The 18,934-nt window shown below is 56.7% G+C and carries 20 protein-coding genes; 10 read left to right on the top strand and 10 right to left on the bottom strand.

The window, feature by feature from the left end; genetic code table 11:
- Window positions 1–33: 33 nt before the first annotated feature.
- The 3 genes from sdaA to pabB all read right to left on the bottom strand — a co-directional run bounded on the left by sdaA (window position 34) and on the right by pabB (window position 3,492).
- Window positions 34–1,398 carry an L-serine ammonia-lyase gene (gene sdaA / locus IM265_RS01210; protein ID WP_028013531.1) on the bottom strand — a complete coding sequence of 455 codons (1,365 nt, stop codon included), beginning with the start codon at window positions 1,396–1,398 and terminating at the stop codon, window positions 34–36.
- 184 nt (window positions 1,399–1,582) lie between these two features.
- Window positions 1,583–2,161, bottom strand: coding sequence for a CoA pyrophosphatase (locus tag IM265_RS01215; protein ID WP_028013530.1), 579 nt, complete (start codon window positions 2,159–2,161; stop codon window positions 1,583–1,585).
- A 2-nt stretch (window positions 2,162–2,163) separates the two neighbouring features.
- Window positions 2,164–3,492: an aminodeoxychorismate synthase component 1 gene (pabB, locus tag IM265_RS01220; RefSeq protein ID WP_182035267.1), complete on the bottom strand. Its 1,329-nt coding sequence runs from the start codon at window positions 3,490–3,492 to the stop codon at window positions 2,164–2,166.
- A gap of 61 nt (window positions 3,493–3,553) precedes the next feature.
- Here pabB and IM265_RS01225 point away from each other — a divergent pair, with 61 nt between their 5' ends.
- Window positions 3,554–3,736 carry a YoaH family protein gene (locus IM265_RS01225; RefSeq protein ID WP_008500497.1) on the top strand — a complete coding sequence of 61 codons (183 nt, stop codon included), beginning with the start codon at window positions 3,554–3,556 and terminating at the stop codon, window positions 3,734–3,736.
- A 6-nt stretch (window positions 3,737–3,742) separates the two neighbouring features.
- Here the strand turns inward: IM265_RS01225 and IM265_RS01230 are convergent, their stop codons facing one another.
- Window positions 3,743–4,087, bottom strand: a complete 345-nt coding sequence (locus IM265_RS01230; protein WP_041909491.1) for a RidA family protein — start codon at window positions 4,085–4,087, stop codon at window positions 3,743–3,745.
- Window positions 4,088–4,220: 133 nt separating this feature from the next.
- Between IM265_RS01230 and IM265_RS01235 the strand changes: the two genes are divergently transcribed.
- The 5 genes from IM265_RS01235 to rnd all read left to right on the top strand — a co-directional run bounded on the left by IM265_RS01235 (window position 4,221) and on the right by rnd (window position 10,600).
- Window positions 4,221–6,131, top strand: coding sequence for an ATP-dependent DNA helicase (locus IM265_RS01235; protein ID WP_182035259.1), 1,911 nt, complete (start codon window positions 4,221–4,223; stop codon window positions 6,129–6,131).
- 66 nt (window positions 6,132–6,197) lie between these two features.
- On the top strand, window positions 6,198–6,893 hold the full coding sequence (tsaB, locus tag IM265_RS01240) for a tRNA (adenosine(37)-N6)-threonylcarbamoyltransferase complex dimerization subunit type 1 TsaB (RefSeq protein WP_047367799.1): 696 nt from the start codon (window positions 6,198–6,200) through the stop codon (window positions 6,891–6,893).
- A 37-nt stretch (window positions 6,894–6,930) separates the two neighbouring features.
- Window positions 6,931–7,512, top strand: coding sequence for a Slp family lipoprotein (locus tag IM265_RS01245; protein WP_041909497.1), 582 nt, complete (start codon window positions 6,931–6,933; stop codon window positions 7,510–7,512).
- A gap of 203 nt (window positions 7,513–7,715) precedes the next feature.
- Window positions 7,716–9,401 (top strand): long-chain-fatty-acid--CoA ligase FadD, encoded by a 1,686-nt coding sequence (fadD, locus tag IM265_RS01250; protein WP_072252102.1) that lies wholly within the window; start codon window positions 7,716–7,718, stop codon window positions 9,399–9,401.
- Between the two features lie 71 nt (window positions 9,402–9,472).
- On the top strand, window positions 9,473–10,600 hold the full coding sequence (gene rnd, locus IM265_RS01255) for a ribonuclease D (protein ID WP_028013523.1): 1,128 nt from the start codon (window positions 9,473–9,475) through the stop codon (window positions 10,598–10,600).
- 73 nt (window positions 10,601–10,673) lie between these two features.
- Here the strand turns inward: rnd and minE are convergent, their stop codons facing one another.
- From minE to minC, 3 genes are read right to left on the bottom strand one after another with little or no spacing between them, the layout of a single operon-like run.
- The gene (gene minE, locus IM265_RS01260) at window positions 10,674–10,943 is read right to left on the bottom strand and encodes a cell division topological specificity factor MinE (protein WP_010432714.1); all 270 of its coding nucleotides are present in this window, start codon (window positions 10,941–10,943) and stop codon (window positions 10,674–10,676) included.
- 3 nt (window positions 10,944–10,946) lie between these two features.
- The gene (gene minD, locus IM265_RS01265; RefSeq protein WP_028013522.1) at window positions 10,947–11,759 is read right to left on the bottom strand and encodes a septum site-determining protein MinD; all 813 of its coding nucleotides are present in this window, start codon (window positions 11,757–11,759) and stop codon (window positions 10,947–10,949) included.
- A gap of 23 nt (window positions 11,760–11,782) precedes the next feature.
- Entirely contained in the window at window positions 11,783–12,490 is a 708-nt protein-coding gene (gene minC, locus IM265_RS01270) for a septum site-determining protein MinC (protein WP_028013521.1), read from the bottom strand.
- Between the two features lie 123 nt (window positions 12,491–12,613).
- On the opposite strand from minC, the gene IM265_RS01275 reads away from it, so the two are divergent.
- From IM265_RS01275 to IM265_RS01285, 3 genes are all read left to right on the top strand, one after another.
- Window positions 12,614–12,889 carry a YcgL domain-containing protein gene (locus tag IM265_RS01275; RefSeq protein WP_063154453.1) on the top strand — a complete coding sequence of 92 codons (276 nt, stop codon included), beginning with the start codon at window positions 12,614–12,616 and terminating at the stop codon, window positions 12,887–12,889.
- A 47-nt stretch (window positions 12,890–12,936) separates the two neighbouring features.
- Window positions 12,937–13,596: a fumarylacetoacetate hydrolase family protein gene (locus IM265_RS01280; RefSeq protein ID WP_028013519.1), complete on the top strand. Its 660-nt coding sequence runs from the start codon at window positions 12,937–12,939 to the stop codon at window positions 13,594–13,596.
- Between the two features lie 93 nt (window positions 13,597–13,689).
- Window positions 13,690–14,130, top strand: a complete 441-nt coding sequence (locus IM265_RS01285) for a YcgN family cysteine cluster protein (protein WP_028013518.1) — start codon at window positions 13,690–13,692, stop codon at window positions 14,128–14,130.
- Between the two features lie 33 nt (window positions 14,131–14,163).
- Here IM265_RS01285 and dsbB read toward each other — a convergent pair whose 3' ends face one another.
- Window positions 14,164–14,694, bottom strand: coding sequence for a disulfide bond formation protein DsbB (gene dsbB, locus IM265_RS01290; RefSeq protein ID WP_028013517.1), 531 nt, complete (start codon window positions 14,692–14,694; stop codon window positions 14,164–14,166).
- 46 nt (window positions 14,695–14,740) lie between these two features.
- Complete coding sequence (gene nhaB / locus IM265_RS01295) at window positions 14,741–16,279, bottom strand: sodium/proton antiporter NhaB (protein WP_028013516.1); 1,539 nt, start codon at window positions 16,277–16,279, stop codon at window positions 14,741–14,743.
- Window positions 16,280–16,480: 201 nt separating this feature from the next.
- Here nhaB and fadR point away from each other — a divergent pair, with 201 nt between their 5' ends.
- On the top strand, window positions 16,481–17,200 hold the full coding sequence (gene fadR, locus IM265_RS01300; RefSeq protein WP_028013515.1) for a fatty acid metabolism transcriptional regulator FadR: 720 nt from the start codon (window positions 16,481–16,483) through the stop codon (window positions 17,198–17,200).
- Between the two features lie 45 nt (window positions 17,201–17,245).
- Here fadR and IM265_RS01305 read toward each other — a convergent pair whose 3' ends face one another.
- Window positions 17,246–18,778, bottom strand: coding sequence for a SpoVR family protein (locus IM265_RS01305; protein ID WP_023293929.1), 1,533 nt, complete (start codon window positions 18,776–18,778; stop codon window positions 17,246–17,248).
- Window positions 18,779–18,934 lie beyond the last annotated feature (156 nt).

The following is an 18,934-nucleotide window of genomic DNA, read 5'->3' on the forward strand; positions in this document are numbered from 1 at the left end:
GCCCATCCGTTGCGGATGGGCGAAAGAGAGGGATTAGTCGCACTGCACCTTAATGGCCAGACCGCCGCGCGACGTTTCACGGTACTTCGCGTTCATGTCTTTGCCGGTTTCGTACATGGTTTCGATAACCTTATCCAACGACACGCGTGGTTCGCTGGTACGGCGCATCGCCATGCGTGAGGCGTTAATCGCTTTGACGGAGGCAATCGCGTTACGCTCAATGCACGGCACCTGCACCTGGCCTGCGACCGGATCACAGGTCAGACCGAGGTTATGCTCCATGCCAATTTCCGCCGCCACGCAAACCTGTTCAGGGCTTGCGCCCAGCAGTTCGGCCAGACCGGCCGCCGCCATGGAGCAGGCCACGCCTACTTCACCCTGACAGCCCACTTCAGCGCCTGAAATGGACGCGTTCATCTTGTACAGCGCGCCGATAGCGCCTGCCGCGAGGAAATAACGGATATAAATATCCGGCGTCACAGGCTCGATAAAGTGATCGTAGTAGGCCAGCACCGCCGGAACGATCCCGCACGCGCCGTTGGTTGGCGCAGTCACGACGCGCCCCCCCGCGGCGTTCTCTTCGTTCACCGCCAGAGCAAACATGTTCACCCAGTCAACTACGTTCATCGGGTCGTTAGAGAATTTGTCCGTGGTCACCAGCATACGGCGCAGGGCAGAGGCACGACGCGGCACGCGCAGTGGCCCTGGCAGTACGCCTTCGGTGTTCATCCCGCGATCGATACAGGCGCGCATGGTTTGCCACACGTTGGCAAAATAGTCTTCGATCTCTTTTTTGCTGTGCAGCGCCAGCTCGTTCTGCATCACCATGCCGGACAGCGACAAACCGGTCTCTTTGCAGTAGCCCAGCATCTCGGTGGCCGATTTGAACGGATAGGGCACGTTCACGTCGCCCGCGCTCTCTTTACCGAAATGCTCTTCGTCAACGATGAAGCCACCGCCGATGGAGTAGTAGGTTTTGCTGTAGATCTCTTTTTCGCCGCTCCAGGCGTGGATAGTCATGCCGTTTTCATGCAGCGGCAGGTTGTCGCTGCGAAAACGCATGCCGTCATCCTGCGGGAAATCCACTTCGTGCTGACCGTTAGCCAGCAGCAGGCGACCGCGCGCTTCCACGTCGCGGATGAATGCCGGGATGGCATCAATATCAACAGTGTCCGGCATATTGCCCGCCAGACCCATAATAATGGCGATATCGGTGTGGTGGCCTTTACCCGTTAATGACAGTGAACCGTAAACGTCTACGGCGACACGGGTAACGCTTTCCAGTAATCCTTTTTCGACCAGATCATCGACGAACTGTTTACCGGCCTTCATCGGCCCTACAGTGTGGGAAGAAGAAGGACCAATCCCCACTTTGAACATGTCGAATATACTAATCACTTTCACACTCCTGACAGGGTTACCGGGGTTCCAGTAACGATGTTATAACTGCGCATAGTGTAAGAGGGAACACCAACCTCGGCTTAACTATTCACATGAATTAAACTAATGGTTAACGATGGGTTTTGCTAATAGCGCGACGCGGATCGCAAACCTGCAAAAAAGGCTGGAATGTAAAGTATAGTCAAGGCTTCAGGCCGATTTGTAGCGCCAGTTCACGAATGATGCCCGCCGTCATGCCCCAGACAAAATAATGCTGATACCAGGACAACCAGACCCGATGGTCATGCCCCCGGCGATGGATATCCAGCGGATGATAGCGGCTTAGCCGGAGCGCCTCTTCAAGCGGCATCTCAAACACCGCAGAGACTTCGTCGACGCTGGCATGATACTGAAGATTGGGGGGGATAATGCCGACGACCGGCGTGACCTGAAAGCCGGTCACGCTGTCGACGGGCGGCAGCACGCCGATGACTTCCACCGCGTCAGGCGGGATCGCCACCTCCTCCTGCGCTTCCCGCAGCGCGGCGGCAATCAGCGACGCATCGGTGCTGTCCACCGCGCCTCCCGGGAAGGCCACCTGACCGGCGTGTTTGCGCATATGCGGCGAACGCTGCGTAAGCAGCAGGCCCGGCTGTTCCCGGCGCACCACCGGGATCAGCACCGCCGCCTGACGCTGATTCAGCGTGGCGCGGTTGACCTGCGGCCGTAGCAGCTGAAAGCGCGACAGAAAATCATCCAGCGTCAGGTTCTCTTTCTCCACCGTTAGTTCTCCAGTTGCTTCAGGATGCGGTTCACCTTATCAAAGGTTTCCTGATATTCCGCCTCGACCTGGCTGTCCGCCACAATGCCGCCGCCCGCGGAACAGTACAGATTGCCGCCGCAGGCCGTCAGCGTGCGAATGGTAATGCTGGTATCCATGGTGCCGCACAGGCTGATATAGCCGATGCTGCCGCACCAGGCGTTGCGGCGGTGCGGTTCCAGTTCGTCGATGATTTCCATGGCGCGAATTTTTGGCGCACCGGTGATGGAGCCGCCCGGGAACGCGGCCCGGAGCAGATCGCAGGCGGTGCGAGAGGCGGGCAGACGCGCGGTGATGGTGCTGACCAGATGATGCACTGCCGGGAAAGGTTCGACGACGAACAGCTCCGGCACGCGCACGCTGCCTGGTTCGGCGACCCGGCCAATATCGTTACGCATCAGGTCGACAATCATCAGGTTTTCGGCGCGATCCTTCGGTGACCCGGCGAGTTTCTCCGCCTGCTGGCGATCGGCGTCCGGATCGGCAAGGCGCGGCAGCGTGCCTTTAATCGGGCGGGTCTGAATCGTCCCTTCCGCCAGATGGATAAAACGCTCCGGCGACAGGCTGAGGATGGCCCCCTGTTTCAGACGTACGAACGCGCTGAACGGAGCCCTGTTGCTGGCATTGAGACGGGTAAACGCCTGCCACTCGTCCCCCTGGTATGCTGCCTGGAACCGCTGGGCAAGGTTAACCTGATAGCAGTCGCCGCTTTGCAGATAGGCCTGCACGCGGGAGAATTTTTCCGCGTATTCCGGCGCGGTCATGTTCGAGCGCCAGCCGGAGGTCAGGGTGAACGCCTCAGCTGGAGCAGGCTTCTGTGCCTCAAGCCAGGCCAGACGCGCCTGCACGTCATCATGGCTCAGCAGGGAGACCCTTTTTTTCTGGTGGTCCACAATCAACGCCCAGTCATACAGCCCCACGGCCATGTCCGGCAGGGCAATATCCGCCTGCGCATGCTCGGGCAGCATTTCGAAGCGGCGACCCAAATCGTAGCCAAACAGGCCCAGCGCGCCGCCCTGGAAGGGCAGGTCCAGGTTAGGGGTAGCGGATAAGCCCAGCGCGTTGATTTCCTGCTGAAGCTGCATCAGCGGATCGTCCGTCGTCGACAGATCGTCGGTCGTCAGCGTCTTCAGCGGATCGGCCACCAGAATATCGAAGCGGCTGTACGGGTGATCCGCATGGCCGGAGTGCAGCAGCATGGCAAAGGGAAGATGGCTCAGACGGGCAAACCAGAACTCAGCGGCGTCAGCGCGCCAGGGTAAGGTAACAACAGTGGGGAAGCGCATGTTCATGTATGGCATACTACCGGGCAGCGTGAAATAATTAGCGCGAATAATTTAGCAGGAGTTGACGATGTTTGCAGGTTTACCTTCTCTGAGCCATGAACAGCAGCAGAAAGCGGTTGAGCGAATTCAGGAACTGATGTCCCAGGGGATGAGCAGCGGACAGGCGATTTCCCAGGTGGCGGAGGAGCTGCGCGCCACCCATACCGGCGAGCGGATCGTGGCGCGTTTTGAGGATGAAGATGAAGAGTAACCGGGCTTAAACCGCCGCGATAATCTTGATCTCAACCTTGTATTCCGGTTTCATCAGCGTGGCCTGTACGGTGCAGCGTACAGGCGCGTGACCCGCTACCACCCACGCATCCCAGGCTTTGTTCATCGCCGCGAAATCGTCTTTATTTGCCAGGAAAATGGTCGCATCCAGAATGCGGGATTTATCGCTGCCCTGTTTTTTCAGCACGGCATCAATCTGCGCCAGGGTATTCGCCGTCTGTTCGAACGCATCCGCGTCCAGATTTGACGGTACACCGGTGTAATACAGCGTCTGGTTATGGATCACCACATCAGACCAGCGGGCTTCGGCATCAATGCGCACAATTGTCATAAACGTTTCCTCGTTATTTTTCGTCGTCAGGCGGCAAGACTGCCATATTGTTCTGCCGTCGTCACTATTTGGGGTGGCACAGGAGAAGATGGGCTGACATAATCCCTGTGCAAAAATACAGTGAGAGAGCAACGTGGCAGACGATTTTTCCCCTGAAGGTCAATTAGCGCAGGCGATCCCCGGCTTCAAGCCCCGTGAGCCTCAGCGACAGATGGCGCACGCCGTTGCCCGCGCCATTGATCAGGCCCAGCCGCTGGTGGTTGAAGCCGGAACCGGCACGGGTAAGACCTATGCTTACCTTGCGCCGGCGCTGCGGGCGAAAAAGAAAGTGATAATTTCCACCGGATCGAAAGCGCTGCAGGATCAGCTCTACAGCCGCGATCTGCCTACCGTAGCAAAAGCGCTGAAATACAAAGGACGCCTGGCACTGCTGAAAGGGCGATCGAACTACCTTTGCCTGGAGCGACTTGAACAGCAGGCGCTGGCCGGCGGCGATCTGCCGGTACAAACCCTGAGCGACGTCATCATCCTGCGCGCCTGGGCGAACCAGACCGAAGAGGGCGATATCAGCACCTGCGCGAGCGTGCCGGAAGACTCCCCGGCCTGGCCGCTGGTGACCAGCACCAACGACAACTGCCTCGGTAGCGACTGCCCGCTGTATAAAGACTGTTTTGTGGTGAAAGCGCGCAAAACCGCGATGGACGCAGACGTGGTGGTAGTGAACCACCACCTGTTCCTCGCGGACATGGTGGTTAAGGACAGCGGTTTCGGCGAGCTGATCCCGGAGGCGGACGTGATGATCTTCGATGAAGCCCATCAGTTGCCGGATATCGCCAGCCAGTATTTCGGCCAGTCGCTCTCCAGCCGCCAGCTACAGGATCTGGCGAAAGATTTTACCATTGCCTACCGGACCGAACTCAAAGATACCCAGCAGCTGCAGAAGTGCGCCGACCGTCTGGCGCAAAGCGCGCAGGATTTCCGCTTACAGCTTGGCGAGCCGGGCTATCGCGGCAACCTGCGCGAACTGCTGGCGGACAAAAATATCCAGCGCGCGCTGCTGCTGCTCGATGATGCACTTGAGCTTTGCTACGACGTGGCGAAGCTGTCCCTCGGACGCTCCGCGCTGCTTGACGCCGCCTTCGAACGCGCCACGCTCTATCGCGGGCGGCTCAAACGGCTAAAAGAGATCAACCAGCCGGGGTACAGCTACTGGTATGAATGCACCTCGCGCCACTTTACCCTGGCGCTCACGCCGCTGACGGTGGCCGATAAATTCAAAGAGGTGATGGCGCAGAAGCCGGGAAGCTGGATCTTCACTTCCGCAACCCTGTCTGTAAATGACGATCTGCACCACTTCACCGAGCGCCTCGGTATTGAGCAGGCGGAATCACTGCTGCTGCCCAGCCCGTTTGATTACGAAAAGCAGGCGCTACTCTGCGTGCCACGCAATCTCCCGCTGCCGAACCAGCCGGGGGCGGCGCGGCATCTCGCAGCGATGCTCAAGCCGATGATTGAGGCCAACAACGGGCGCTGCTTTATGCTCTGCACCTCACACGCCATGATGCGCGATCTCGCCGAGCAGTTTCGCGCCACCATGACCCTCCCGGTGCTGCTGCAGGGGGAAACCAGCAAAGGCCAGCTGCTCCAGCAGTTTGTCAGCGCCGGTAACGCCCTGCTGGTGGCAACCAGCAGCTTCTGGGAAGGGGTGGACGTGCGCGGCGACACGCTCTCGCTGGTGATCATCGATAAGCTGCCGTTCACGTCGCCGGACGATCCGCTGCTCAAGGCGCGGATGGAAGACTGCCGTCTGCGCGGCGGCGATCCGTTTGACGAGGTTCAGCTGCCGGATGCGGTCATTACGCTTAAGCAGGGGGTAGGGCGCTTAATCCGTGACGTCACCGATCGCGGCGTGCTGGTCATCTGCGATAACCGCCTGGTGATGCGTCCTTACGGCGCAACGTTCCTCGCCAGCCTGCCGCCCGCCCCGCGTACGCGGGACATTAAACGCGCGGTGCGTTTCCTGGCAAACCCAACGGCGGAGTAATTCGCTCCGGAGTGTGCTAAGATGCGCGCCATTTTGTGACTGACCCTTGCGAGAGCGCGACGACTGATGCGAATTCTGGCTATTGATACCGCGACAGAGGCTTGCTCTGTTGCTCTGTTAAACGACGGTGCTGTTTCTGCTCATTTCGAAGAGTGCCCACGGGAACACACCCAGCGTATTCTGCCCCTGGTAAAAGCCATTTTAACCCAGGGCAACACCACCTTAACCGACCTCGACGCGCTGGCCTTTGGCCGCGGCCCCGGCAGCTTTACGGGCGTGCGCATTGGGATTGGCATCGCGCAGGGGCTGGCGCTGGGCGCTGATCTGCCGATGATCGGCGTCTCTACGCTTGCGACGATGGCGGAGGGTGCCTGGCGCATGACGGGCGCGACCCGCGTGCTCGCCGCTATTGACGCTCGCATGGGTGAAGTTTACTGGGCGGAATATACCCGCGATGAAAACGGCGTGTGGCACGGCGAAGAGACGGAAGCAGTGCTTAAGCCTGAAGCCGTTACTGAGCGCCTGAAGCAGCTGTCCGGCGAGTGGGCGACGGTCGGCACGGGCTGGCCGGCGTGGCCAGAGATGGCGAGCGGCACCGGCGTGACGCTGGTGGACGGCAACATGCTCCTGCCTGCGGCAGAAGATATGCTCCCGATTGCCCGTCAACTGCTTGCAGCAGGAAAAACCGTTGCCGTTGAGCATGCGGAGCCGGTTTATTTGCGAAACACCGTCGCGTGGAAGAAACTTCCGGGCCGCGAATGAATCTCAGTAACAGGAACTGAGAAAAAGGAGTCGCATCATGGCGGTTCAGACTAAAGTAGTACGCCTTTTTATGGCAGGCGCGGTTGCCATAGCACTGAGCGGTTGCGTAACCGTACCTGATGCGATCAAGGGCAGCAGCCCGACGCCACAGCAGGATCTGGTTCGGGTAATGAATGCGCCCGAGCTTTACGTCGGCCAGGAAGCCCGCTTCGGTGGGAAAGTGATCGACGTTCAGAACCAGCAGGGGAAAACCCGTCTGGAAATAGCCACGGTACCGCTCGACAGCGGCGCGCGTCCCGTACTCGGTGAAGCCTCTCGCGGGCGTATCTATGCCGACGTTAGTGGTTTCCTCGACCCGGTCGATTTTCGCGGACAGCTGGTAACCGTTGTCGGGCCGATTACCGGTTCGGTGCAGGGCAAAATCGGCAACACGCCGTATAAATTTATGACCATGCAGGTGAACGGCTATAAGCGCTGGCGTATCGCCCAGCAGGTGGTGATGCCGCCTCAGCCAATCGACCCGTGGATGTGGGGCCCACATCCTTACCGTTACGGTTATCCGGGATGGGGCTGGTATAACCCGGGCCCTGCACAGGTGCAAACGATCGTAACTGAGTAACTTACTGTTATTGTTAAGAAAGAGACAGCGGCTCAGCCGCTGTCTCTGTTTTTTTACGGATAAAACGAAAAAAAAGAGTGACGCGCTTCGCAACCTGCAATCTGAACAATTAATAAACTGGTACGCTGAGTTAATATAATGTTAACAAACTGTTTATTATCGGGGCTGTGATGACGACGAACACTCATTTCAGAGGTGATGCATTGCAAAAGGTTTGGCTTAACCGTTATCCCGCAGATGTGCCTGCGGAGATCAATCCTGACCGTTATCAATCCCTGGTGGAATTATTTGAGCACTCGGTAAGACGTTACGCAGACCAGCCCGCGTTTGTGAATATGGGCGAGGTGATGACGTTCCGTAAGCTTGAGGAGCGTAGCCGGGCGTTTGCGGCTTATCTGCAGGAAGGACTTGGGCTGCAAAAAGGGGATCGCGTCGCGCTGATGATGCCGAACCTGCTGCAATACCCGGTGGCGCTGTTTGGCATCCTGCGTGCCGGGATGATTGTGGTCAACGTTAACCCGCTTTACACGCCGCGCGAGCTGGAACATCAGCTGAACGACAGCGGGGCGGTGGCGATTGTCATTGTTTCTAACTTTGCCCATACCCTGGAAAAAGTGGTCGACAAAACCCAGGTGAAGCATGTCATCCTGACGCGCATGGGCGATCAGCTTTCCACCGCCAAAGGGACGCTGGTTAACTTTGTCGTTAAATACGTCAAACGTCTGGTACCAAAATACCATCTGCCGGATGCTATCTCTTTCCGCCGCGCGCTGCATGCGGGCTATCGCATGCAGTACGTCAAGCCTGAAGTCGTCTCCGAAGACCTGGCCTTCCTGCAATACACAGGCGGCACCACCGGCGTGGCCAAAGGGGCGATGCTGACCCACCGCAACATGCTGGCGAACCTTGAGCAGGTCAATGCCACCTACGGGCCGCTGCTGCATCCGGGTAAAGAGCTGGTAATCACCGCGCTGCCGCTGTATCACATCTTCGCGCTGACCATGAACTGCCTGCTGTTTATCGAGCTGGGCGGGCAAAACGTATTGATCACCAACCCGCGCGATATCCCGGGTCTGGTGAAAGAGCTGGCAAAATACCCGTTTACCGCCATGACCGGGGTGAACACCCTGTTTAACGCGCTGCTCAACAACAAAGAGTTCCAGCAGCTTGATTTCTCCACGCTGCATCTCTCCGCGGGCGGCGGCATGCCGGTTCAGCAGGCGGTGGCCGAGCGCTGGGTGAAGCTAACCGGGCAATATCTGCTGGAAGGCTACGGCCTGACGGAGTGTGCCCCGCTGGTGAGCGTCAACCCGCACGATATCGACTACCACAGCGGCAGCATCGGCCTGCCGGTCCCGTCGACGGAAGCAAAGCTGGTGGATGATGAGGATAACGAAGTTCCTCACGGCGAGCCGGGCGAGCTGTGCGTCAGAGGGCCGCAGGTGATGCTGGGTTACTGGCAGCGTCCTGATGCGACCGACGAAATCATTAAAGACGGCTGGCTTCACACCGGCGATATTGCGGTGATGGATGACGAAGGCTTCCTGCGCATCGTCGATCGCAAAAAAGATATGATCCTGGTCTCCGGCTTCAACGTCTATCCGAACGAAATCGAAGACGTGGTGATGCAGCACAGCGGCGTGCTGGAAGTGGCGGCGGTGGGCGTTCCTTCCGGCAGCAGCGGTGAAGCGGTGAAGATATTTGTGGTCAAGAAAGATCCTTCTCTTACCGAGGAAGCGCTGATAACGTTTTGTCGCCGTCAGCTGACGGGCTATAAGGTGCCGAAGCTGGTGGAATTCCGCGATGAGCTGCCGAAATCCAACGTCGGGAAGATATTACGACGAGAATTACGTGACGAAGCCCGTGCCAAAGTAGACAATAAGGCCTGAGCTTCACGTTAATCGCCCAGACGCCGGTTAAGCCGGCGTTTTTTATGGGCGCAAACAAAAGAGAATCCGATTTGAATTACCAGATGATCACGACCAACGACGAGCTGGCTTCGCTGTGCGAAGTGACGCGCGACTTTCCTGCCATCGCTCTGGATACCGAGTTTGTCCGTACTCGCACCTATTATCCACAGCTGGGTTTGATACAGATGTACGACGGTAAGCACGTCTCGCTGATCGACCCGCTCGGCATTACCGACTGGGCGCCGATGCGAGACCTGCTGCTGGATACTGCGGTAACGAAATATCTGCACGCGGGCAGTGAAGATCTGGAAGTCTTTCTTAACACCTTTGGCATCATGCCTCAGCCGCTGATTGATACGCAGATCCTCGCGGCGTTCAGCGGTCGTCCGCTGTCGTGGGGCTTTGCCGCCATGGTGGAGGAGTACACGGGCCTGACGCTGGATAAAAGTGAATCCCGTACCGACTGGCTGGCCCGTCCGCTTACCGAGCGTCAGCTGGAATATGCGGCGGCAGACGTGTTTTACCTGCTGCCGATTGCCGGACAGCTGATGAAAGAGGCGGAAGCCTCCGGCTGGCTGTCTGCCGCGCTGGACGAGTGCCGTATGACGCAGCAGCGTCGCCAGGAAGTGGTCGACCCGAAAGAGGCCTGGCGTGATATCACCAACGCCTGGCAGCTTCGCACGCGTCAGCTGGCCTGCCTGCAGCTGTTAGCGGACTGGCGTTTGCGTAAAGCGCGCGAGCGCGATCTGGCCGTGAATTTTGTGGTGCGTGAAGAGCATCTCTGGGCGGTCGCGCGCTATATGCCGGGCAGTCTGGGCGAACTGGACAGCATTGGCCTTTCCGGCAGCGAGATCCGTTTCCATGGTAAAACCCTGCTGGCGCTGGTCGCCAAAGCGCAGGCGCTGCCGGAGGACGCACTGCCTGAGACGCTGCTGAATCTCATGGATATGCCGGGCTATCGTAAAGCATTTAAGGATATCAAAGCGCTGGTGCAGGATGTCGCAACGGAAAGCAAGCTGAGCGCTGAACTGCTGGCGTCACGCAGACAAATTAACCAGCTGCTGAACTGGCACTGGAAGCTGAAACCGCAGAATGGCGTGCCGGAACTGATGGCTGGCTGGCGCGGGGTATTGATGGCCGATCGCCTGAATACCTTGCTGGAAGGTTATCCGCGATAAAAATATGCCGGGCGATATACCCGGCATATTCCCCCGGTGGCGCTGCGCTTACCGGGGCTACGACACCAGGAACCTACGGACGCGACTCTTCCGCTTCCGGAAGCGTTACGTTCAGCTCCAGAATCGAAATATCCCCGTCTTTTTGCTCCAGCTGTACGGTGACCATCTCCGGGTCAATCTGCACATACTTACAGATCACTTCCAGGATGTCCTTGCGCAGCTGCGGCAGGTAGTGAGGCTCGGCGTCGCTACGACGACGCTCCGCAACGATAATTTGCAGGCGTTCTTTTGCGATGTTGGCGGTGCTTTTTTTCCGCGAGAGAAAAAAGTCCAGTAATGCCATAACTTATCCTCCGAACAGGCGTTTGAGGAAACCTTTCTTCTCTTCTTCAATGAAGCGGAAAGGACGTTCTTCTCCCAGCAGACGGTCAACGGTATCGGCGTAAGCTTTACCTGCATCTGCCGTTGTATCAAGGATCACGGGCTCGCCCTGGTTAGAGGCGCGTAACACGGACTGGTCTTCCGGGATAACGCCAACCAGTTTAATGCGCAGGATCTCCAGCACGTCTTCCATGCTCAGCATGTCACCTTTGTTTACGCGACCCGGGTTATAGCGGGTCAGCAGCAGGTGCTCTTTAATCGGATCCTGGCCATTTTCCGCACGGCGGGATTTGGAAGCCAGAATACCGAGAATACGGTCGGAGTCACGCACGGAGGAGACTTCCGGGTTGGTGGTGATGATCGCTTCATCAGCAAAGTAGAGCGCCATCAGGGCACCGGTTTCAATGCCGGCAGGGGAGTCACAGACGATGAAGTCGAACTCCATTTTTTTCAGCTCGTCGAGTACCTTTTCCACGCCTTCACGGGTCAGGGCATCTTTATCACGCGTCTGAGAAGCCGGAAGAATGAAGAGGTTCTCGGTGCGCTTGTCTTTAATCAGCGCCTGGTTCAGCGTGGCATCGCCCTGAATGACGTTCACGAAGTCATATACGACGCGACGCTCACATCCCATGATGAGGTCGAGGTTACGCAGACCGATATCGAAGTCGATAACGACGGTTTTCTTTCCCTTCTGGGCCAAACCAGTAGCGATGGCCGCGCTGGAGGTGGTCTTGCCAACGCCTCCTTTACCCGAAGTAACAACAATAATGCGTGCCATAGAAATTCCTTGTTAAAAAGGGATTAATTCAACGGTTGAACGGTCAACGCGTCGTCTGCCAGAAGCAGGCGAGCCGCTTTGCCATAAAATTCGGCTGGGATCTTGTCGCTCAGCCAATATTCACCTGCGATGGACACCAGTTCCGCCGTCAGGTGAGTACAAAATATTTGCGCGTCCCGATCGCCACTTGCGCCCGCGAGCGCACGTCCACGCATCATACCGTAAACGTGAATATTGCCATCTGCAATAAGCTCTGCGCCAGCACTGACGTGGCTTGTAACAATTAGATCACAGTTTGGCGCATAAATGCGCTGACCGGAACGAACCGGCACATCAATCATTCGCGTTTTTGTGAGAGCGGTAACGTTTTGCGCCGCAGGAGGGGGCGTTTGTACGGCAGCGGGTGCTGCACGTGGGGTTTTTTCTTTGCCTTCATTAAGAAGAGGCAGCCCCGCACGGTCGATTTCCGCTTTCAGCTCGGGATCTTTGCAGCCGCTGATGCCGACAATACGCAGCCCGGTAGAGGAGACCGCCTGCTGGAGACGTGTCCAGTTAACCGGTGCCTCAAGACCGCTGACGTTGATGACGACGGGGGCGTGCTTCAGAAAGGCGGGAGCCTGGGCGATTTTGTCTTCTAACGCCTGACGAATAACCTCGGGTTTTGCATCATGCAAATGAACCACTGATAAGGTGAAGCTACTGCCTTTAAGCTCGATGGGCGTGTTTGACATCCTGGCCTTACTCAATTTGCTATTAACCGCAACCATTCGCTGCGATATTCCGAAGAGTATCAGGCATGTTATAGTCAGGAGTATATTGAGGCAAGCAACCACCGATTAATTCAGAGTAAAAACATGTTTTGTGTGATCTACAGAAGTACAAGCCGTGACCAGACCTATCTTTATGTCGAAAAGAAAGACGATTTTTCACGCGTGCCGGAAGAATTAATGAAGAGCTTTGGCCGACCACAGCTGGCGATGCTGCTGCCGCTGGACGGCCGTAAGAAACTGGTGAATGCCGATCTGGAAAAAGTGAAAACGGCATTAGCCGAGCAGGGCTATTATTTACAGCTTCCACCGCCGCCTGAGAATTTATTAAAACAGCACCTCGAGGCGTCCGGGAAAAAATAGCCTCAGCTGTTTTCGGGCATAACACATCAACCGATTAGGGGTCGAGCATGTATCAACATCATAACTGGCAAGGTGCATTACTGGATTATCCCGTCAGCAAAGTGGTCTGCGTGGGCAGCAACTATGCGAAGCATATTCAGGAGATGGGCAGCGCAACCCCAGAAGAGCCGGTCCTGTTTATTAAGCCCGAGACGGCGCTATGCGACATCCGCCAGCCGCTGGCGCTGCCGCAGGGGCTGGGGTCGGTGCATCACGAAGTAGAGCTTGCCGTGCTGATCGGCGCCACGCTGCGCCAGGCTTCCGAAGAGCATGTCGAGAAAGCGATTGCTGGCTACGGCGTGGCGCTGGATCTGACCCTGCGCGACGTGCAGGGCAAAATGAAGAAGGCAGGGCAGCCGTGGGAAAAAGCCAAAGGCTTTGATAACGCATGTCCGATTTCAGGGTTTGTTCCGGTGAATGAATTTACCAACGATCCGCAGGACACTCCGCTCAGCCTGAAGGTTAACGGCGAGATCCGCCAGCAGGGCACCACGGCAGATATGATCCACAAGATTGTGCCGCTGATCGCCTACATGAGCCGTTTCTTCACCCTGAAGCCGGGCGATGTGATCCTCACCGGCACGCCGGAAGGTGTGGGCCCGCTCGCCAGCGGCGATGAGCTTGAGGTCGGTTTTAACGGCCTGTCGCTAAAAACCCGCGTGCTGTAACCGCAACTTGCCGCCTGCAAAGGGCGGCAAAACTTGCAACCACGTGCCAGACTGGTTATAAGGTGCGCTTTCTTTTGACGTGTGGACATCCTGATGAACGACATTCCTTTCTGGCAAAGCAAAACTCTTGACCAAATGACCGACGCGGAGTGGGAATCGTTGTGCGACGGCTGCGGGCAGTGCTGCCTGCACAAGCTGATGGATGAAGACTCCGATGAGATCTATTTCACCAACGTCGCCTGCAGGCAGCTGAACATTAAAACCTGCCAGTGCCGCAACTACGAACGCCGCTTCGAGTTCGAGCCGGACTGCATCAAGCTCACCCGTGAAAATCTGCCGACTTTTGAGTGGCTGCCGCACACCTGCGCGTATCGCCTGCTGGCGGAAGGGAAAGATCTACCGGCCTGGCATCCTCTGCTGACCGGTTCAAAAGCGGCGATGCACGGCGAGCGTATCTCGGTACGCCACATTGCGGTGAAGGAGTCCGAGGTACGGGACTGGGAAGATCACATCATGAATCACCCTAATCGGTGATAATAAAAAACCCGCCGGGGCGGGTTTTTGCTTTTACCTTCCAAACAAATCGCGTTTCTTCGGTTTGAACGGCTGAGCGATCAGCACCAGCAGCGCCACGACGAAGTAGGCCACAAAAATGCCCACCAGCCACTGCGGCATCTCCAGCGTCAGGAATTCCCACTGACGTACGGAGCAGTCACCGGATGCGACAAACACCTGCGGAAGCCACTTATCCAGCGGCAGCCAGCTCGGGAAGCGGGCGGCGAAATCACAGGTCATAAACGGTGACGGATGCAGCTGCATCATGGTGTGCTGCCAGGAAAGCTCAATCCCTTTCCAGGCGCTGTACAGCCAGATGGCAATACCGACGTAGCGCAACGGCGTTTTTGGGGCAATTGCGCCCACCAGGCCTGCACCCATAATGCCGAACAGCGCGCAGCGCTCGTAGATGCACAGCACGCAGGGCTTGAGTCCCATCACGTGCTGGAACCACAGCGCAACCATTTCCAGCGCAAAGGCGGTCAGGGCCATCAACAACCACGCTCCGCGACCGCGGGAGCACTGGTTTAAAAATCTCAACATAATCATTTCCCTGGAACATGCTTAGAAAGCGCAGTGTAAACGAATTTTAATGCGCCGCAAGTATACCCGCTTGTAGCAGCCATTGCGTACAGGGAACGAGAGTAATTTTGATGCACAGCAAACCAACAACGGTGAGCACCAGCGTGTACGGCAGCGCCATCCAGACCATTCTTCCATAAGAAAGCCGTATGAGCGGTGCCAGCGCCGAGGTCAGCAGGAAGAGAAATGCCGCCTGGCCGTTAGGTGTTGCAACGGAGGGCAGGTTTGTTCCGGTGTTGATGGCCACCGCCAGCAGGTCGAACTGCCCGGTACTGACGATCCCTTGCTCCATCGCCGCTTTGGCCTCATTGATATACACCGTCCCGACAAAGACGTTATCGGAAATAGAGGACAACAGACCGTTAAAGAGATAGAACAGCGTAAGCTGCGAGTCCGGCGAGGCCTGAAGCACAAACGCGATAATCGGTGCGAAAAGGTGTTGGTCAATAATCACCGCCACGACCGCAAAAAAGACCGCCAGCAGCGCGGTAAACGGCAGGGCTTCGGTAAAGGCTTTACCAATAGCATGTTCGTCCGTAACCCCGCTAAAGGTGGTGGCAAGAATAATGACGGAGAGGCCAATCAACCCGACTTCGGCAAGATGCAACGCCAGCGCGGCGATAAGCCAGATGCCGATGATCCCCTGCGCAATCAGACGCAGCGTCTCCTGGCGCGTACGCTGTTTGCGGCTCTGCTCGTCAAATTTATGCAGTTCTTTGCGGACCGGTTCAGGCAGCTGTGCGCCGTAGCCGAACAGCCTGAATTTTTCGACCAGAATGCAGGTCGCTAACCCGCAGACCAGCACAGGCACGCTGACGGGGGCCATGCGCAGGAAAAACTCGCCAAAATGCCATTCAGCCGCTTTCGCGATGATCAGGTTTTGCGGCTCGCCCACCATGGTCATCACGCCGCCCAGTGCCGTACCGACCCCTGCGTGCATCATCAGGCTGCGCAGAAACGCGCGGAACTGTTCCAGCACGTCGCGGTTATGCGCCTCGACGTGGCTATCGTCCTGTAAATCCTCACTTGGGCGAGAGGAGGCCACGCGGTGATAAATGCCGTAAAATCCGACGGCGACGCTGATCACCACCGCGACAACGGTGAGCGCATCCAGGAAGGCCGACAGAAAGGCGGCGGCAAGGCAAAACGCCAGCGAGAGGATCGTTTTTGACGTAATGCTCAGCAGCAGGCGGGTAAAGATAAACAGCAGCAGCTGTTTCATAAAGTAGATACCGGCCACCATAAAAATGAGCAGCAGGAGCACTTCCAGATTGGAGGCCAGCTCTGCTTTTACATGCTCTGCGGACGTCATGCCGATGACAACGGCTTCAAACGCCAGCAAACCGCCGGGCAGCAGGGGATAACACTTCAGCGCCATGGCCAGGGTGAAGATAAATTCCGCCACCAGCAGCCACCCGGCGATAAACGGATCCACGCTAAAAATGATGGGATTAACGACCAGGAAAACCAGCAGTATCAGTTTGTACCAGTCAGGAGAATGACCTAAAAAATTGCGCCACAGCGCGCGCCCAAAAGAAATTTCCACAACAGACGTCCTTCCCGTTAAGTAATACAAAACATCAGTATACGCAAAAATCGCGGCCCGGAGGCGGATAAGACCGCATTGTAAATTTCACAAAAATGAAACGGCGATCCCTCTTTTCTCACTTTGCCGCGCTACCTGCCGTTGCACGCCTCTGGTATGATGAGTCCAATTTGCAAAAAGCTGTGTAATGGAAATCTCACTATGGTCATTAAGGCGCAGAGCCCGGCGGGTTTCGCGGAAGAGTACATCATTGAAAGCATCTGGAATAATCGTTTCCCTGCGGGGTCCATTCTTCCGGCTGAACGCGAACTCTCTGAACTGATTGGCGTCACTCGCACCACGCTGCGTGAAGTGCTTCAGCGACTGGCGCGTGATGGATGGTTGACGATCCAGCACGGCAAGCCAACAAAGGTAAACAACTTCTGGGAAACCTCGGGGCTGAACATTCTTGAAACGCTGGCGCGCCTCGACCACGAAAGCGTGCCGCAGCTGATTGATAATCTGCTCTCCGTGCGCACCAACATCGCGACTATTTTTATTCGTACCGCTTTCCGTCAGCATCCTGAAGATGCGCTTGCGGTGCTGGCCAGCGCGAATGAAGTTGAAGATCACGCCGACGCCTTTGCCACCCTCGATTACAACGTGTTTCGCGGCCTGGCGTTTGCCTCCGGCAACCCGGTTTACGGCCTGATCCTCAACGGTATGAAAGGGCTCTATACCCGCATTGGTCGTCACTACTTCGCTAACCCTGAAGCCCGCAGTCTGGCGCTGGGCTTCTACCATAAGCTGAGCAAGCTCTGCACCGAAGGCCTGCACGATCAGGTTTATGAAACCGTACGCCGCTACGGCCACGACTCCGGTGAAATCTGGCACCGTATGCAGAAAACGCTGCCGGGCGATTTGGCGATTCAGAGTCGCTAAAATAAAAAACCTCTCAATCGAGAGGTTTTTTTTCGCCCGGTGGCGCTACAGCGTATTCAACCGCGCCGGGCAGCGTTCCAGCAGCTCCACGCTGCCGTCCTCATTCTGCTGCTCCAGTTGCACGTCAAAGCCCCACAGGCGGTGCACGTGCTTCAGCACCTCTTTACGTCCTTTATCCAGCGGCGCGCGGTTGTGCGGGATATAGCGCAGCGTCAGGGAGCGGTCGCCGCGCAGGTCCACGTTCCACACCTGAATATTGGGTTCAAGGTTGCTCAGGTTGTACTGGGAGGAGAGACGGGAGCGGATCTCCCGGTATCCTTCCTCGTTGTGGATCGCGGAGATCTCCAGATAGTTGTTGCGGTCATCGTCCAGCACGGTGAAGAAGCGGAAATCGCGCATGATCTTCGGCGACATGAACTGGCTGATAAAGCTCTCATCCTTAAAGTCGCGCATCGCAAAATGCAGCGTTTCCAGCCAGTCAGAACCGGCGATATCCGGGAACCAGTACTTGTCCTCTTCCGTTGGCGACTGGCAGATGCGCTTAATATCCTGGAACATCGCAAAGCCCAGCGCATACGGGTTAATCCCGCTGTACCACGGGCTGTTGTAGGGCGGCTGGAACACCACGTTAGTATGGCTGTGAAGAAATTCCATCATGAACCGCTCGGTGACTTTCCCCTCGTCATACAGATGGTTGAGAATGGTGTAGTGCCAGAATGTTGCCCAGCCTTCGTTCATCACCTGGGTCTGTTTCTGCGGATAGAAATACTGGCTCACCTTACGCACGATACGCAAAATCTCGCGCTGCCACGGCTCCAGCAGCGGGGCATTCTTCTCCATAAAATAGAGCAGGTTTTCCTGCGGCTCGGACGGATAACGACGCGCTTCGGCAATCGTTTTTTCCTCCTCACGCTTCGGCAGGGTGCGCCACAGCATGTTCACCTGGCTCTGCAGATACTCCTCGCGGCTTTTCTGCCGGGCTTTCTCCTCCTGCAGTGAGATTTTCTGCGGGCGTTTATAGCGGTCCACGCCGTAGTTCATCAGCGCGTGGCAGGAGTCGAGCAGCTTCTCTACCTCGTCCACGCCGTAGCGCTCTTCGCAGTCGGTAATGTATTTACGCGCGAAGATCAGGTAATCGACGATGGAGCTGGCGTCCGTCCAGCTGCGGAACAGATAGTTATTTTTAAAGAAAGAGTTATGGCCGTAGCAGGCGTGCGCCATCACCAGCGCCTGCATGGTAATGGTGTTCTCTTCCATCAGATAGGCGATACACGGGTTGGAGTTAATGACGATCTCATACGCCAGCCCCTGCTGGCCGTGCTTGTACAGCCGCTCCGTTTCAATGAATTTTTTACCAAACGACCAGTGCGGATAGTTGATCGGCATCCCGACGCTGGAGTAAGCGTCCATCATCTGTTCGGAGGTAATCACCTCAATCTGATGGGGATAGGTATCCAGGCGATACAGTTTTGCCACCCGGTCGATTTCGGCGAGGTAGACATCCAGCAGCTCGAAGGTCCAGTCGGGTCCATCGCTCAGACGTGTGTTGTCCTTGTTCAGGGAATCAATAGTAGCCATTAGCGCGCCCTCGTTGTGGGTGCTCTCTCTGTCTGGAGAGCCTCCTTTCAAGCATAGATCAACGTGTTAAAAAGCGTGCTGGCGCAGAAATTTTTTCTTTGCGATTTCCCATTTTTGATACGGCAAAAAAAGCGCACTCATCAGAATTTTATGCTG

This window comes from Enterobacter cloacae complex sp. P17RS (assembly GCF_014895885.1).
Classification (GTDB): Bacteria; Pseudomonadota; Gammaproteobacteria; order Enterobacterales; family Enterobacteriaceae; genus Enterobacter; species Enterobacter bugandensis.

Coding starts and splice junctions, on each gene's coding strand:
- pabB (WP_182035267.1), bottom strand. CDS start 3,492: ATGAACATGCGCTTCCCCACTGTTGTTACCTTACCCTGGCGCGCTGAC.
- IM265_RS01225 (WP_008500497.1), top strand. CDS start 3,554: ATGTTTGCAGGTTTACCTTCTCTGAGCCATGAACAGCAGCAGAAAGCG.
- IM265_RS01230 (WP_041909491.1), bottom strand. CDS start 4,087: ATGACAATTGTGCGCATTGATGCCGAAGCCCGCTGGTCTGATGTGGTG.
- tsaB (WP_047367799.1), top strand. CDS start 6,198: ATGCGAATTCTGGCTATTGATACCGCGACAGAGGCTTGCTCTGTTGCT.
- IM265_RS01245 (WP_041909497.1), top strand. CDS start 6,931: ATGGCGGTTCAGACTAAAGTAGTACGCCTTTTTATGGCAGGCGCGGTT.
- minE (WP_010432714.1), bottom strand. CDS start 10,943: ATGGCATTACTGGACTTTTTTCTCTCGCGGAAAAAAAGCACCGCCAAC.
- minD (WP_028013522.1), bottom strand. CDS start 11,759: ATGGCACGCATTATTGTTGTTACTTCGGGTAAAGGAGGCGTTGGCAAG.
- minC (WP_028013521.1), bottom strand. CDS start 12,490: ATGTCAAACACGCCCATCGAGCTTAAAGGCAGTAGCTTCACCTTATCA.
- IM265_RS01275 (WP_063154453.1), top strand. CDS start 12,614: ATGTTTTGTGTGATCTACAGAAGTACAAGCCGTGACCAGACCTATCTT.
- IM265_RS01280 (WP_028013519.1), top strand. CDS start 12,937: ATGTATCAACATCATAACTGGCAAGGTGCATTACTGGATTATCCCGTC.
- IM265_RS01285 (WP_028013518.1), top strand. CDS start 13,690: ATGAACGACATTCCTTTCTGGCAAAGCAAAACTCTTGACCAAATGACC.
- dsbB (WP_028013517.1), bottom strand. CDS start 14,694: ATGTTGAGATTTTTAAACCAGTGCTCCCGCGGTCGCGGAGCGTGGTTG.
- fadR (WP_028013515.1), top strand. CDS start 16,481: ATGGTCATTAAGGCGCAGAGCCCGGCGGGTTTCGCGGAAGAGTACATC.
- IM265_RS01305 (WP_023293929.1), bottom strand. CDS start 18,778: ATGGCTACTATTGATTCCCTGAACAAGGACAACACACGTCTGAGCGAT.